This is a genomic window from Bradyrhizobium sp. BWC-3-1 (assembly GCF_032917965.1).
In the GTDB taxonomy this organism is placed as follows: Bacteria; Pseudomonadota; Alphaproteobacteria; order Rhizobiales; family Xanthobacteraceae; genus Bradyrhizobium; species Bradyrhizobium canariense_D.
The window spans coordinates 3,497,050-3,509,557 of record NZ_CP136625.1 but is presented as its reverse complement, the minus strand read 5'-3'; the positions used below and the strand labels follow the sequence as shown (position 1 = coordinate 3,509,557).

At 62.1% G+C, this 12,508-nt stretch carries 14 protein-coding genes and 1 pseudogene; 4 read left to right on the top strand and 11 right to left on the bottom strand.

Annotation, left to right across the window (positions count from 1 at the left end; genetic code table 11):
* Window positions 1-611 precede the first annotated feature (611 nt).
* The 6 genes and pseudogenes from RX329_RS16850 to RX329_RS16825 all read right to left on the bottom strand — a co-directional run bounded on the left by RX329_RS16850 (window position 612) and on the right by RX329_RS16825 (window position 7,001).
* Entirely contained in the window at window positions 612-1,199 is a 588-nt protein-coding gene (locus RX329_RS16850; RefSeq protein WP_085384987.1) for a DUF3102 domain-containing protein, read from the bottom strand.
* 446 nt (window positions 1,200-1,645) lie between these two features.
* A complete protein-coding gene (locus RX329_RS16845; RefSeq protein ID WP_317246156.1) occupies window positions 1,646-3,154 on the bottom strand; it encodes a tyrosine-type recombinase/integrase in 1,509 nt (502 codons plus the stop codon).
* A gap of 53 nt (window positions 3,155-3,207) precedes the next feature.
* Window positions 3,208-3,477: a hypothetical protein gene (locus tag RX329_RS16840; RefSeq protein WP_317246155.1), complete on the bottom strand. Its 270-nt coding sequence runs from the start codon at window positions 3,475-3,477 to the stop codon at window positions 3,208-3,210.
* 82 nt (window positions 3,478-3,559) lie between these two features.
* Window positions 3,560-5,398: a PQQ-binding-like beta-propeller repeat protein gene (locus RX329_RS16835; protein WP_317246154.1), complete on the bottom strand. Its 1,839-nt coding sequence runs from the start codon at window positions 5,396-5,398 to the stop codon at window positions 3,560-3,562.
* A 73-nt stretch (window positions 5,399-5,471) separates the two neighbouring features.
* Window positions 5,472-6,215 carry a class I SAM-dependent methyltransferase gene (locus RX329_RS16830; protein ID WP_317246153.1) on the bottom strand — a complete coding sequence of 248 codons (744 nt, stop codon included), beginning with the start codon at window positions 6,213-6,215 and terminating at the stop codon, window positions 5,472-5,474.
* 67 nt (window positions 6,216-6,282) lie between these two features.
* Window positions 6,283-7,001, bottom strand: a pseudogene (locus RX329_RS16825) (class I SAM-dependent methyltransferase).
* A gap of 430 nt (window positions 7,002-7,431) precedes the next feature.
* Between RX329_RS16825 and RX329_RS16815 the strand changes: the two are divergent.
* A complete protein-coding gene (locus RX329_RS16815; RefSeq protein ID WP_317246510.1) occupies window positions 7,432-7,824 on the top strand; it encodes a hypothetical protein in 393 nt (130 codons plus the stop codon).
* Window positions 7,825-7,826: 2 nt separating this feature from the next.
* Here RX329_RS16815 and RX329_RS16810 read toward each other — a convergent pair whose 3' ends face one another.
* Window positions 7,827-7,991 (bottom strand): hypothetical protein, encoded by a 165-nt coding sequence (locus tag RX329_RS16810; RefSeq protein ID WP_247299724.1) that lies wholly within the window; start codon window positions 7,989-7,991, stop codon window positions 7,827-7,829.
* A gap of 102 nt (window positions 7,992-8,093) precedes the next feature.
* Between RX329_RS16810 and RX329_RS16805 the strand changes: the two genes are divergently transcribed.
* Both RX329_RS16805 and RX329_RS16800 read left to right on the top strand, forming a co-directional pair.
* Window positions 8,094-8,468, top strand: coding sequence for a hypothetical protein (locus tag RX329_RS16805; protein ID WP_317246152.1), 375 nt, complete (start codon window positions 8,094-8,096; stop codon window positions 8,466-8,468).
* A 304-nt stretch (window positions 8,469-8,772) separates the two neighbouring features.
* Window positions 8,773-9,027 (top strand): hypothetical protein, encoded by a 255-nt coding sequence (locus tag RX329_RS16800; RefSeq protein WP_018455390.1) that lies wholly within the window; start codon window positions 8,773-8,775, stop codon window positions 9,025-9,027.
* 39 nt (window positions 9,028-9,066) lie between these two features.
* Here RX329_RS16800 and RX329_RS16795 read toward each other — a convergent pair whose 3' ends face one another.
* The 4 genes from RX329_RS16795 to RX329_RS16780 form a co-directional block, all read right to left on the bottom strand.
* Complete coding sequence (locus RX329_RS16795) at window positions 9,067-9,309, bottom strand: hypothetical protein (RefSeq protein ID WP_018455389.1); 243 nt, start codon at window positions 9,307-9,309, stop codon at window positions 9,067-9,069.
* Between the two features lie 253 nt (window positions 9,310-9,562).
* Window positions 9,563-10,270 carry an outer membrane protein gene (locus RX329_RS16790; RefSeq protein WP_085384994.1) on the bottom strand — a complete coding sequence of 236 codons (708 nt, stop codon included), beginning with the start codon at window positions 10,268-10,270 and terminating at the stop codon, window positions 9,563-9,565.
* Between the two features lie 285 nt (window positions 10,271-10,555).
* Window positions 10,556-10,951, bottom strand: a complete 396-nt coding sequence (locus RX329_RS16785; RefSeq protein WP_317246420.1) for a hypothetical protein — start codon at window positions 10,949-10,951, stop codon at window positions 10,556-10,558.
* A 389-nt stretch (window positions 10,952-11,340) separates the two neighbouring features.
* On the bottom strand, window positions 11,341-11,715 hold the full coding sequence (locus tag RX329_RS16780) for a His-rich protein BRANT (RefSeq protein ID WP_085351155.1): 375 nt from the start codon (window positions 11,713-11,715) through the stop codon (window positions 11,341-11,343).
* A 242-nt stretch (window positions 11,716-11,957) separates the two neighbouring features.
* On the opposite strand from RX329_RS16780, the gene RX329_RS16775 reads away from it, so the two are divergent.
* Window positions 11,958-12,500 (top strand): tetratricopeptide repeat protein, encoded by a 543-nt coding sequence (locus RX329_RS16775; protein ID WP_085351154.1) that lies wholly within the window; start codon window positions 11,958-11,960, stop codon window positions 12,498-12,500.
* The last annotated feature ends 8 nt before the right edge of the window (window positions 12,501-12,508 follow it).

Genomic DNA, 12,508 nt, shown 5'->3' with positions numbered 1-12,508 from the left:
TTTTCCGCCTCGACATCAGCAGCTTGGTTTGCGCGTCGGGCTTGACGAAGTTGTCTTTCGCCGTCGGCCATGGCAAATTGGGGCCACCTTGGCGCTACACCCTGGGCTACACCAGAGACCTCTGGAGTGCAGTAAGGCCTGATTTTACGGGACTTTCTCGAAGCTGTTTTATTATGGCGGAGAGCGAGGGATTCGAACCCCCGATAGTCCGGCTTCAAGAGCCGCGACGAGGCCTCCTGCCGCTACTTTGCCATCCGTACCGCTTAGAACCAGCGACTGGCCCCCTTTGCGCAAAGTGGGAGGGGTAGCTTCAGGCGCGAGCTGCGTCATCCGCAATTACACCCGATCTGCACTGACCAAAAATAGCAAAGCCTTGGCAGCTCCCATAACGGGTTCCGCGACAAGGCTGATCCAAATGTGGTACGAAGCGTGGTACGAAAGATGCGCGACCAGACGCGGGCAGCCAAAAGTGCGTGTTTTATTGGTAGCGGGAGAGGGACTCGAACCCCCGACCCCAGGATTATGATTCCAGAGTTCTGGGCATCGGCTTGCTTTCGTTAAATGCAGATCAGCATCGCCGCAACCGCTAGGGTACTTTCGGCGCCGCTAGTCTAGTTCAGGCCGCGGGAAGGAGGCGCGACGTTAACGTTCAGGGCTTCCCTCAGCCTGCCAGCAAGGGCCGAAATTGCCACTGAGTGCGCCAGGCGAAGAAAAGATTCGATTTCGCGGACGCGGTCAGGATCGAGTGCTTCAATCAGCAACTCAGCGATCTGATCGATCTGGCGCGCATGCAAACGGCCCCTAGCTTTGGCAATACGCTCTTTCACCTCGCCCTCAGAAACTGAACGTCCAGCACGCACGTCGGACAGAACCTCAGAAACCACCGTCTCGGGAGTGCTCTTTGCGGCCAATTCGTATGCTGCACCCGCAGCTAACTTCGCCAATTCGGCGGGATCTTGGCTGCGTGCAAGTTTAGCCAGGTTCATATAGTTCTGCGCTGATTTATCGGAGATACCCATCTCCTCTAGGCAGTAGGCGCCAAAGCGCCCGTGTGGGATCATCGACTTGGCCTCTTCCAAATGCGTACCCACCTGGATGATGGCCGGAATGATGGTGGGCAGAAGCTTCTTGACGCGTTGCGCTATGAGCCGCAATTGCTGTGTTTCGTTGGGAGGGATGTCCGAGTAATCGAAAGCCATAATGACCTCACAGATGAGCTGCGCACTGCGAGATCATCGCAAATGCGCGAACGGAAGCATGACTCAGAAACGACGCCACCGTGGTACAACGCTCAACGGAAAGGCCAAGGACGCGGTTGGCATTCGAGGCTAGACCTCCCCCTTATCTTGCGGAAGACAAGCGCAGGATCGCAACTAGAAAACGCTGACTGGGGTGCTAATTTGTGTGGAGAGGCAGCTAATTCGGCTTAGCTTCACATACGATGTACCCTTGGTACATCCCTTCGGACCCCTCTGCTCGTCTGACAAATACGAAACGGTTTCGCATTTGCTCGACATCTCAGCGCCCAGCGCCCTCAGTGATGCGTGCGAGAGTAACGCAACAAATCCAAAGATGAGCATCGCCAAATATTATGACGTATCGGGGCCACGGCGGCCAATCAGGTAACGAGGCCAACGCTTCCATCCTAACGTTTTGCACGAGACGGCTGCGAAAAAGGCGCCACTTCTTTCTTCTCAACCCATGGAATAAGGTTGATGTCACGCGACTCGATATGGCTTGTAATCACCTCGAGCTTCATGATGAACTCGAACAACGTGTCGAGCTCGTGCGGCTCGCAATAGCGTTCACTGGTTTCGCTGTCGCCGCCGTGCCCGAGGAGATCCGCGCGATCCTCCTTCGTCAACAGCTTCTTTTTCAGCTGCGCGCCGAACAGATGACGCACGGCATGGGCACCCAGCCCCTCTTCGGTGATCTTGGCAGCCGTGAGGATCGGCTTGAACAGCTTGTAGAAACGGTTGCCCAGCGGCGAACGGCTGCTGGGAGAGTACAGGTCCGGGAAGAGCAGCTTGTATCCGAGCGCCTTGATCTTCCCGACGTAGTCGAGGAAGCCCAATCGGATCAGTTCCGGATGGATCGGAATATTGCGTTTCGACTGAGCGTTCTTGATGCGCCGCTGCTCGTTGGCCGCAATGTGGATGTACGGCCTGCAGCCTTCGCGATCGAAGATGATATCGTCCACCATCGCACCGCAAAGCTCCTCGCGCCTCGCGCCCGTATAGTAGATGAGGATCGGAACGAAATAGAGCGCACAGTGGAAGACCTGGGAGCCGCCCTCCTCGCCCCATTTCCCGAGTTCGTCCCAGCTGGCACAGTTGCTGAACGGCGCCGTCAGGAAGATCGCCCTGGCGCGATCGATGGGCAGCTTCGTCCTCTCGTCGCGGGCACGCTTGTTCTTACCGCGGCTTTTCGCGCGCAGTTTCGTGAGGTCGATGCCTTCCAGACTCTTGGAGCCACGCGCGATAGCGTGGTCGCGGATCTGACCAAGGAAGGTTAGATGCCGATTAAGGGTTTCGCCGCCGATACCGCGCTTGGCCTTCTCGACAGAACGCCCTTTTTCGCGAAGTTGCTCGATCGTCAGGCTCTCGTCGCGCACCGATTTGCCGTAGTGCTTGTATATATCAAAACGAAGGAAATCGACGAACTTGCCGACGTGCTCCTGGCGCAGCAGGCCCAGATCCTGGATGCGCTGATCCTGGACCATGAATTTGACGAACAGACCGGCGATGCTCCTGGCCTGCCGCTGCGTTTTCTCATCCCAGTGATTGTCGGCGGCATTTTGCTGGGCCACGCGCTCCGCGAACTGCAGGAAATCAGCCATGGGAATGAATTGCGGGACCGGCGGCGCTTCGTGCCTCGGTGCATCGTCGGTGCGAACAACGATAGGGCTGGCTGCCGGCAAAGTCGGCTTCGGGGGATCGTTTCTCGCGAGCAACAGGCGCTCCACCAGCCCTTCGTCTTCGATCCTCATCCCGCCATAACGGCGCTCGGACTGGGCCAGCGCAAGCCTGATGCCGCGAAAGTAAGTGCCTTGGGCCACGTCCATGTTCATGGCGGTCGGCGCGGCCTGCACGCCTTCGATCATTTGCCGAAGGACGTGGTATTTCGTCGGCACCAGGTTTACCTGGGTAGCCACCCGACGTGTTCTTGGATGATGTTGCCATGCTTGCTGGTGGTACCGATCAGCTATCACGGTCTCAAATCGAGACAATGCTCCACGCTGTCGTCGAGAAGCACGTGGCCAAGCTCGACCTGGTGGCGTTCGCCGCCAAGAACGCGCCTGGTTTCAACGCCGACAAGGCGCGGGCGGACGACAGGCGGGCCTTGTGGACCTACACGCTGCTGGACGCCCAAGGACACGGCGCTGTGGTGCGTCCGGAGGATCGCGAGCGCATGATCGCCGAAGGTCTCTCGGAAGCCGACATCGAGGCCGTGAAGCGCCGCACCTGCATTGGGCATCGATCATCGAAGCTCCTTCCTCCTCAATTGGCTGACAGGTTCTGTCGCTCGGCTGGAGCGCAGAGCAATCCAGGACGGACCCTCACTCCTTCGCAACCTCGAACGCTAGCAGTGCGTTGCCGGCGACGCCGCCCCACTGGCCGTAGCCGGAATTGGTGTAGAGCATTCCGCCGGCGATGATCGGCCCGGGGCCGTCGATCGCGCCGCCATGACCAGGGGCGCCGTTCACCGTCGTATAGTCTCGCGCCGTGTCGTATTCCCACAACAGCTTTCCGTCGGCTGTCGCGTAGGCGCGCAGAAAGCCGCTGACGCCGCCGGAAAACACGACGCCGGGGATCAGGCTCACGGCAGCCGACAGCGCAGGGCTGCATTGGAGGCGATCGCCACAGGCGACAGGAGATACTTCCATCGCAATTTTCCCACTGGCGAGGTCGAGGCCGAACAGGCCGCCGCCTTGGGTGGCATCGAGCCGCCGCGTACCATCGCGCAGGAACCGCACGTCGGAGTTCGCGACAGAGATGCGATCCTGGTCGGCGGCCGAGCCCCACTCGCTGCCGCCGAGCGCACCGCCCTTCCCGATCCGCGTCTGCCACAGGATCTTGCCGCCATCATCAGGATCGAGCGCGTGCACGACGCCGGACTTCTGCGCGATGGCAAGAACGCGCCTGCCGTCACGCAAGGTCACGAGGATCGGCGACTGGCCAAAATCGTGGTCGGGCCCGTGATCTTCAGGACAATTGGTCTTGTCCGCGCCGAAGCACGCGACGATAAAGGCGTCGCTCGGGGTCGCCTGCTGCTTCCAGAGCAGCTTACCGGTCGCAAGCTCGAAGGCGAGGACCGCATCGGCGGTTGCGGCGGGTGGATTCGAATAGGAATTGCTAGTCGCGACGTAGACGGCGTTGCGTTTCGGATCAATCGTCGGTGCCGACCAAACCGCCGCGCCGGACGGGCCGAACAGCTGCGTGCCTCTCGCATTCTTGCCGGTCGGATGCGGCACCTCGGGGATCGTGTAGGCCTGCCACACCGGCTTGCCGGTCACTGCCTCGCGCGCGACCACGCTGCCGCGGAAGGTACAGCATTCGTAACTGGCCTGCGAACCGGCGGCCTCCTCCAGCGAGGAGACCGGGATATAGAGCACGCCGGAATGCAGCGTCGGCGCGCCAGTGATGCGCGCTGCCGGATGCTCCTCGACCTTCGTCTTCCAGATCAGCGCGCCAGTCAGTGCGTTCACCGCATAGGCATTGGCGCGCAGGTCACCGAAGAAGATCGCGAACTGATCGGTGCCGGGAAGCGGCCCGAAGCTGATCGCCGCGCGCACCGCGGCATCGGTCGGCAGCGTCCACCGCGTGCAGCCGCTTCGCGCGTCCAGCGCGTGCACCTTGCGGTCAGTGCCGCCGATAAACAGCAGACCGCCCACGATGGTCGGCGGCGCAAACGACACCGAGGCGCCGGGAAAGGCATAAGCCCATTTCAACCGCAGGCGCGGCACCTCTTCCGCGGTGAGGCCGGCCATTTCGGCCGACTGGAAGCGGCTGTTGGCAGCGTCGACGCCCCAGCCATTCCAGCGCGGACCATCGAGCGGTTGCGGAAAGAAATTGACCTGCTGCGTGCAGCGTCCCTCCGCATCGACTGCATTGTCGCCCACCGCGGCCTTGCCGGTAACGAAGGCTGCAATCGCGCGCCGTTCCGAGTCGCTGCGGTCCTTCGCCATCGCCGCCATGCTGCCGGAAGTCAGCGTTCCCAGCACATGATCGAACGACATCGCCTGCATGGCGCCGTGGCCTGGCACACGGCTCTGGCCATCACCGCCATCGTGACATTGCGCGCAGTGGCTTGCGTAGAGCGCAGCGCCGTCCTGCTGCGCCAGCGCAGGCGCGCAGCACCAGACCAGCATGGCGACGGCGACAACACTCGGTCTCATGGCGTGCTCCAACATCGTCACCGCAATGCGAGACGGCATCATGCAACCAAAAGTATAGCGCGACGGCAATCACTCACGCAACGGACGTTCCGCCCGCATCCGTCATATCCCCCGGGGCAGTGAGGACACGATCGGGCAGTTCATCCAGCCGCCACAGCCCGAGGCTCTTGTCGCGCCAGCCGCCATCGCCCTCCTCGCAACGCTCGTTGATCAGCTCGCGCGGCGCCGGCCAGTCGAACGGCGCCTTCTCCATGTTCAGCGCCCGCCAGTCGCCGTCCTCGCAATCGCGATTGTCGTCCCATTCGGGAAACGTCGTGACCAGCAGGAAACGTGCGCCGCTGGCGCGAAAGTTCGCGACGGCGCGGACGATGTTGTCGAAACTCAAATGCACCAAGCAGTCCCGGCACAGCACCACATCGGCGCGCGGCAGTGCATCGCGCGTGATGTCGGCAACGAGAAACCGGCCTGACAACTCACCGCCAGCCACGCGCTTGCGATTGGCCGCGATCAGCGACGGCACGATGTCGATGCCGGTGTAGTCGAGATGCAGCTTCAGGCGGCCGATCCACCCCGCGTCGCCGCAGGGCGCATCGAGCAGCGAGCGCGCGCCGAGCCGTTGCAGCAGTGCAGGAAGCATCTCGCGGACCGCGACGGTCGCGGGATCCTCCGAGCCGAGGCCCGACACCGAACTGGCCGCACCCCACAGGTTAGTCCGCTCGATCCGCTCGAACCGCGCGGCGAGGCCGGGGCCGACAAAATTCTCGCGGTCGGCGGTGAACCGCTCATGGGCGAGCACGGGTGGGCGCTTGGAGATCATCGTCCGGACCTTAAGACTACGTTGTGAACACTGTGGTCATGCGTTCCATCCGAATCTCATCCCATCCTCAAACCGGTTTCTGCCACTCCATGATGGGAAGTAAGGCACCCGGCGATGAAAGGCATTCCTGTCGGGGTCGCCGCCGCTGGGCTGCGGCTCGACGAAAAGGCGCAACAGGAGCCCCTGATCGAGTAGCGCCGTCATGTAGGTGCTGAGCGGACGATGCCAGTTCAGAATTCGGATGCCGCGCCATGTCACCCAAGTCGACCGCTCCTCCATGTAATGATCGATGTTGAAGCGCAAGGCGCCGTCGCCGTCACGCGTCCAGCCGTCGGGCGGACCCGCGGTGTTGAAGCTGGTCAGATTGGCAATCAGCAGCGTACCGCCCGGCCGCAGCGCTGCCACGATCTTCCCGATCGCTGCACCGAGATGGGGCATGTCGACCAGGCTGAGATAGCTGCCGACCAGATCAAATGGCGCTTCGATCTTCATTGTTTCAGCTCGGCCAAGCCGGTAGTCGCCCTGCGGGTCCAATTTCATGGCACGCGCGAGCAGCGCTTCGGTCGGGTCGATGCCAGTGGTGCGGATGCCGGCGCGCTGCATGATGCGACAGAAGCGCCCCTCCCCGCAGCCAACGTCGAGCGCATTGCGGAAGCCGCGCCCTTCGATCCGCGCTCGCATCGGCGCGTCCAGCACGAAGCGGCGACCATAGTCGCCGTCTTCACCCTGCTCGACGATCCAAGCAGCCGCGGACGCGGTCCAGCCGTCGCTGATATCCTCGTTCATGGATCGACCTTCGGGAATGGACGTTGGCCGCACGCATTTCGGGCGCGGGCTACTGACCACAGATTGGATCAGAGTTCAACATGAGGTAGCATGCGCATCCCATGCGTCCCTATACCAGCCGAGAGATCGCCAAGATCACCGCGGGTGCTGTCGCGGCGATCGTCGCAACAGGCTTCGTGTTCGCGATCGCGATGTCCCTCTTGCTGCCGCAATAAATCAGCTGCTTGCCGGGGCGCCGTGCCGCCGGAGTTTGTGCCACCCAGCCGGTTGCTGTCGCTCGCCAGCATCTTGGCCGTGGAAAGCACTTGGCCAGCGTCGAGGACGACGCTTCAAGCTCGGTGGACGCCGCGCCCACCGTCTTGATCTCGCCGGCTGCGCGCTCAAAGCCGTCGGCAAGGTTGACCATGTCGCGCTTGCGCTGATGGGCGGCTTGCTTCTCAACCTCGATCTGCGCTGCCGTGAGGCGACCTCGATCCGTGGTTTTGAAGATTTGTCTTTGAAGATTTGTCCTGGCCATGTCCTGATCGCGTCCGGCCGGCAGTTTGGGGAGCGATCCGGGCATGGTCAGACGGAACCGGTCAAGGGCGTCTGCCGTTGTCGACCCATGCGGATCAGGGAAGAAAATCGAAACATGTTTCTGCTGGCCACGGTGACGCTGTGCTGTAGCGCCTTGGCCGGGGCTGTTGCGCTGTTCGAACAGGCTCCCTGGCCGGCTCCGGCAAAGCAGCGGGCTGAAACGGTAGCAATAGACGGGGCCACGCCGACGCCGGTTCGGGTGGTCGGGGCGCCGTTCGAGCCCAACCTCAATCCGCGGGAGCGCTAGGCTCACGCCGGCGAGACGTCGGCGCCCTCCTCCGGACGGCGTTTGGCGCGGGCCAACTCCTCAGCGAACGCGATCACCTCCGCCCGTTTGTCGGGCGGCAGCGATAGGAACGCGCGGACGAGCCTCAAGCCCTCGGCTTCGGCTGAATGGTCTGCTTTGGCATCCATTCCCCACTGTCGGGCGGCCGGGAAAAATATGCAATCCCCCACCCAACACCTTCTTGATTCGGCCGGCCAGCTTTGCTGGAATGGCGCCAACAGGGGTGCACCATGAAGTGGATCGCGGAACGCGACGCGCTGATCGCGCAGACAATGGCTTTCGTCCAATCGGTAACCGGCAAAAAGGATGACTTGCATCCACCGGAGATCCCGACGGCGACAGTGGCCGCGTCGGTGCAGATCGCCCCCGTCAACACCATCATGGGGACCGAGCCACTTAAGGCCGCTCCGCCGCAGCCGTTACCTCTCCCGTCGCCCCGGGTGGCGAGCCACGACGTCCGCACCGAAATACAGGCCCGCATCGCCAATTTCCGCAAGCATCAGGAGCGGTTCGAGCGGGAGCGCGAGGAATATTGCGCGGCCACCCTGACCAAATTGCGGGCCGCCATCCGCGAGCCCTCCTCCCGTCCACCGGCTGACAAGTAAAGCCGGATCTCCCGTCGCTGGCCTAAAGCCAGGACCACACTAGCCAGAGATTGGCCGCGCAGGCGCCGAACAGGGCCAGCGTGAGGGGCAGCAGCATGTGCCCGCAAGAGGTTTTCAGGTCCGTCGTCATGACCGAAAACATCCGCTGATTCCGCCAAATGAGTCCCGTGGATTCTTTTTTCCGGGATTCAGGACTCGTTAAGGACTCAGGACCCGGCGGCCCTGATCACGGCCGCGTGATCGACCGGCGAGCGGAACCCCTACCCCGTCAAATTCGTTAATGCGCTTTCCAGGAGCGGGAACAATGCCCTACGCCCTGTTCTGCAACGATGCCCAGATCAGCAAGGCCTATCCTGACGAGTCCGACGTCTGGAGGCTCGCGCAGCGAAGTGGCCTCGTCGTGGACGTAACTGCGGATGACAACCGTCCCGGGCCACGCCGGGTGCTCGACAACGATTACGAGATCAAGCCGTGCCGGGCCGCACAGGGCGAGGACCCGGCCCGGAACAAGGCCGAGGCTGATCGCCAAGCGAGGATGGAGCTTGAGCTGAATTCCTAAAGAGGAATCGAAGCTGGGAAGCCAGAGCTCAGGAAAAGCTTAGGGGGTCGCGGTGGCCAGTGACGCCTGCTCGCCCGCCAGAGCCACGCAGGCCTTCCGGCGATGCAGCCCACGGATCGCGCCGGTGACCTTCAGCACCTTACCGGAGGAGCACGAGGCGTCCTTGACGAAGGCCACCTCGTAGGGTGCCAGCATCAGAGGCTCGGATTTGAGGATTGTTTGGGCAGCGCACGGCAAACTGACGAAGCACGAGAGCACCACAGCCGACACCAAGATACGCATGTCCGTCGTCCCACCAGCCCGGTAATTGTCATATAACGCGTTCCGGCGCGCGAGTTCCGTAAGCTGCAAAAATTATTTTTGCTTTACCCGAGCTCCATGACGCGCGCGAGAAAGCGCCCGCCAGAACGTTTGCCTGCAAATGACGCGCCAGATGGTTGACGCGATGCAAACAAAGGACTTGCGAACGAGGGCTGGGCAAACGAAAGGCCGGCGAGAGCCGGCCTTTGTCAGGTCGTGGGTCGCTGGTGGCGCGTCAGTAGCGCGAGGCTGCCGGACCGCCCCAGCCGAAGCGGTAATTCACGCCGACCTTGACGGTATGCTCGTCCTCCCGGCCGCGGACGCCGACGACGTCAGCCGGACCGGAGGTGATCGTCGTGTTGCCGAAGTTGTAATATTGGTACTCGGCCTTGGCCGACCAGTTCGGCGCGAACATGTATTCGAGGCCAGCGCCAACGGTATAGCCGTCCTTGCTGTTGCCGGTGGCGGTGAAGGGCTGCGGGACGCCGGCGACATTGACGCCAAGACCGCCATTGCGCCAGGCATAACCGCCCTTCGCGTAAAGCAGCGCCGGTCCCCAGGTGTAGCCGATGCGACCGGTCACCGAGCCGAGCTGGTCGGTATTGGAGGTCACCTGCGTGCCCAGCGGGAACGTAGCGCCGCCATTGTTGGTCGGCAGCCAGGAATACTGGGCCTCGACACCCATGACCCAATTGGGCGCGAACTGGTAGTCGAAGCCGCCCTGAACACCGCCGAGGAAGCGCGCGTCGCTCGACTGGAAGCTGCTGTCGCCGGCAAAGGCGCCGCCGACATGGCCACCGATGTAGAAGCCGGTCCAGTTGTAGATCACCTGCGGCGGCGTGTAGGCCGGAGCCTTGGTGTAGGTGCGCGCCTGCATGTCGGCTGCGGCAGCCGGCGCAGCCAGCGCAAGCAGGGCAACCGCGCCCAGCAAAATCCTCTTCATAATTATCCCCGTTCTTTCAATTCGACACTCAGGAAACAACGTGGCGTGAATTGGGTTGCTTCGAGGCGATGCCGGAACGTTGATCGTTCGTTACTGTGACGGAGCGGCAACAGTGCGATTTTGTTCCGTCCGACAGGCGCGTGCCGACGGTTTTTCCGTCGGAAACAAAACCTTCCGTAACGATTAGTCGCAACGCGAAACCACCCCGTTCAAAGCTCCCCGAAATGTGATCCGGCAGCTCCGGCGGGCTTTGTCTATCACCAAGCGATGAAGGTGGGCTTTGCGCTACCGCGTCATCTTTTCAAGTTCCGGAAAGGGTACGTAAACCGCGCCCGCGCACAGCTCGCTGGCGCGATCGACGACGCGGTCCGCCCGGCCGTTGACGAAGATCACGGCGCGCTCCCTCATGGCCTTGTAGCTGCCGTCGGTCTCGCGTGGGGTGAAGTGCAGGCAACTGACGTAGAACTGGCGGCCTCCGACCTCGCGCTGCGCCGGCTCGGCCATGCTGGCGTCACGCACGCCGACGGGATTGTTCAGATAGCTGCGCATCAAGGCCAGCGTGTCGCCACGGAAATTATCCGGGAACGGTTGTGGACCTCCGGCCTGGGTCCCCTCCATCAGGGTTGGACGGTCACCATCGCTGCCGAAACATCCCGTGAGCGCCAGCGGCAGTGCCAGCATCAACGCCAAGCTCACTGCGCGTTCCGCTAGTCGCCGCACCGCTTACGCTCTCCGCTCGATCAGTCTCGGAGACGTTCCAGCCCCAAGGTTGCAATGATGCATGTCTACAGGTGTTTTGCCCGACGAGTCAAACGGATTCGTAAAATCCGCAAATGCGCCACCCCTTAAACCATTGATTTATCTACGACCCGCTACTGTGCATGGGGTTGTTTTCGAGGTTTTGTTTGCGGCCGCCAAATCTGGGACGTTGCTCGCGGGCTTCAGCATGGTCATAGCGGCCCGCCGCCAGCACCTCGAGCTTTCGCGCAAGGCGTGACGAACGGGCCGGGCCTGAATTCCTCACGCGGCGGCCGGCGCAATGCTAGGACGCCGCCGCGCAGGCTCAGTCGTTAGCTGCGCTTCTCCATCGTCGCCGGCTTGGTGACGTCCGGCTGCGTCTTCAGCGACTTCTTCGCTGACAGATGCTTGTGGTGGTGGCGATGCTTGCGCACGGTCTTGTGCTCGTCCGGTGTGACGGCGGCGTTGGCGTTCATCGCCTTCGACTTGGTGTCCACCTTGGCATCGGCCTTGACGTCCGAAGCCTTGACATCCGAAGCCTTGGCGTTGGCCTTGAGGCCGGCATCGGGTTTCGCGGCGGTGGTCGACACCTTGGTCTGGCTCTGGTCTGCCTTGATCACCGGCGTGGTCGTGGTGGTCTCGGCTGCGAAGGCCGGGGCTGCGATCACGGAGGCTGCGAGCAAGGCTGCGGAAATGGTCTTCAACATGGTTGGTCTCCTCCTGGAAGGATCTTGAGGCGGGCGCCCTCTCGCCAACCCTTTGATCGTAGGTTGGAGCCTAGGAGGCTCGCACTGAACCCAATCTGAAGCCCACAGCAGGCTCCCGTTCATCTGGATGACAAGTTTGTCATCCGCCCTAGGCCAGGATGCCGGGAATGTTTTTGCCTGATGGGTGTTCCGGTCTTTGGGCAATCGTGTAGGATCGCCACGTTCCATACCGGAGAACTTATATGCGCAAACTCTCAATGCTTCTTGTGCCGGGACTTGTCGCCGTGTCGTTGGCAGCGGCTCCGGTGCTGACCAGCGCCTATGCCGCCGGCAGCGATGAGCCCTCCTCGCCACCGAAATCCGACACCTCGACCAAGAAGGGCAAGAAGAAGAGCTCCTCGGTCAGCGATCCGAAATTCCTTGCTGCCTATCGCACCGCCTACACCACGATCTATGACAATCACGACTACACCGGCGCGATCGGCCAGCTGAAGTCGCTCAAGCGCGACGACGTCGCCGACGTCGCCAATCTGATCGGCTACTCCTATCGCAAGCTCGGCGACTACCAGTCGTCGAAGGTCTATTACGAGCTCGCGCTGAAGGACGATCCGAACCACGTCCGCACCTGGCAGTATTATGGCCTCTGGCAGCTCGAGCAGGGCAACCGCGAGCAGGCGCAGTATCACCTGAACAAGCTCGCCTCGCTCGCCGGCACCGACAGCTCCGAATATCGCTCGCTCGCCGCCGCGCTCGACAAGCCGACCGGAGCGACCCTCGTCTATTAAGAACATCG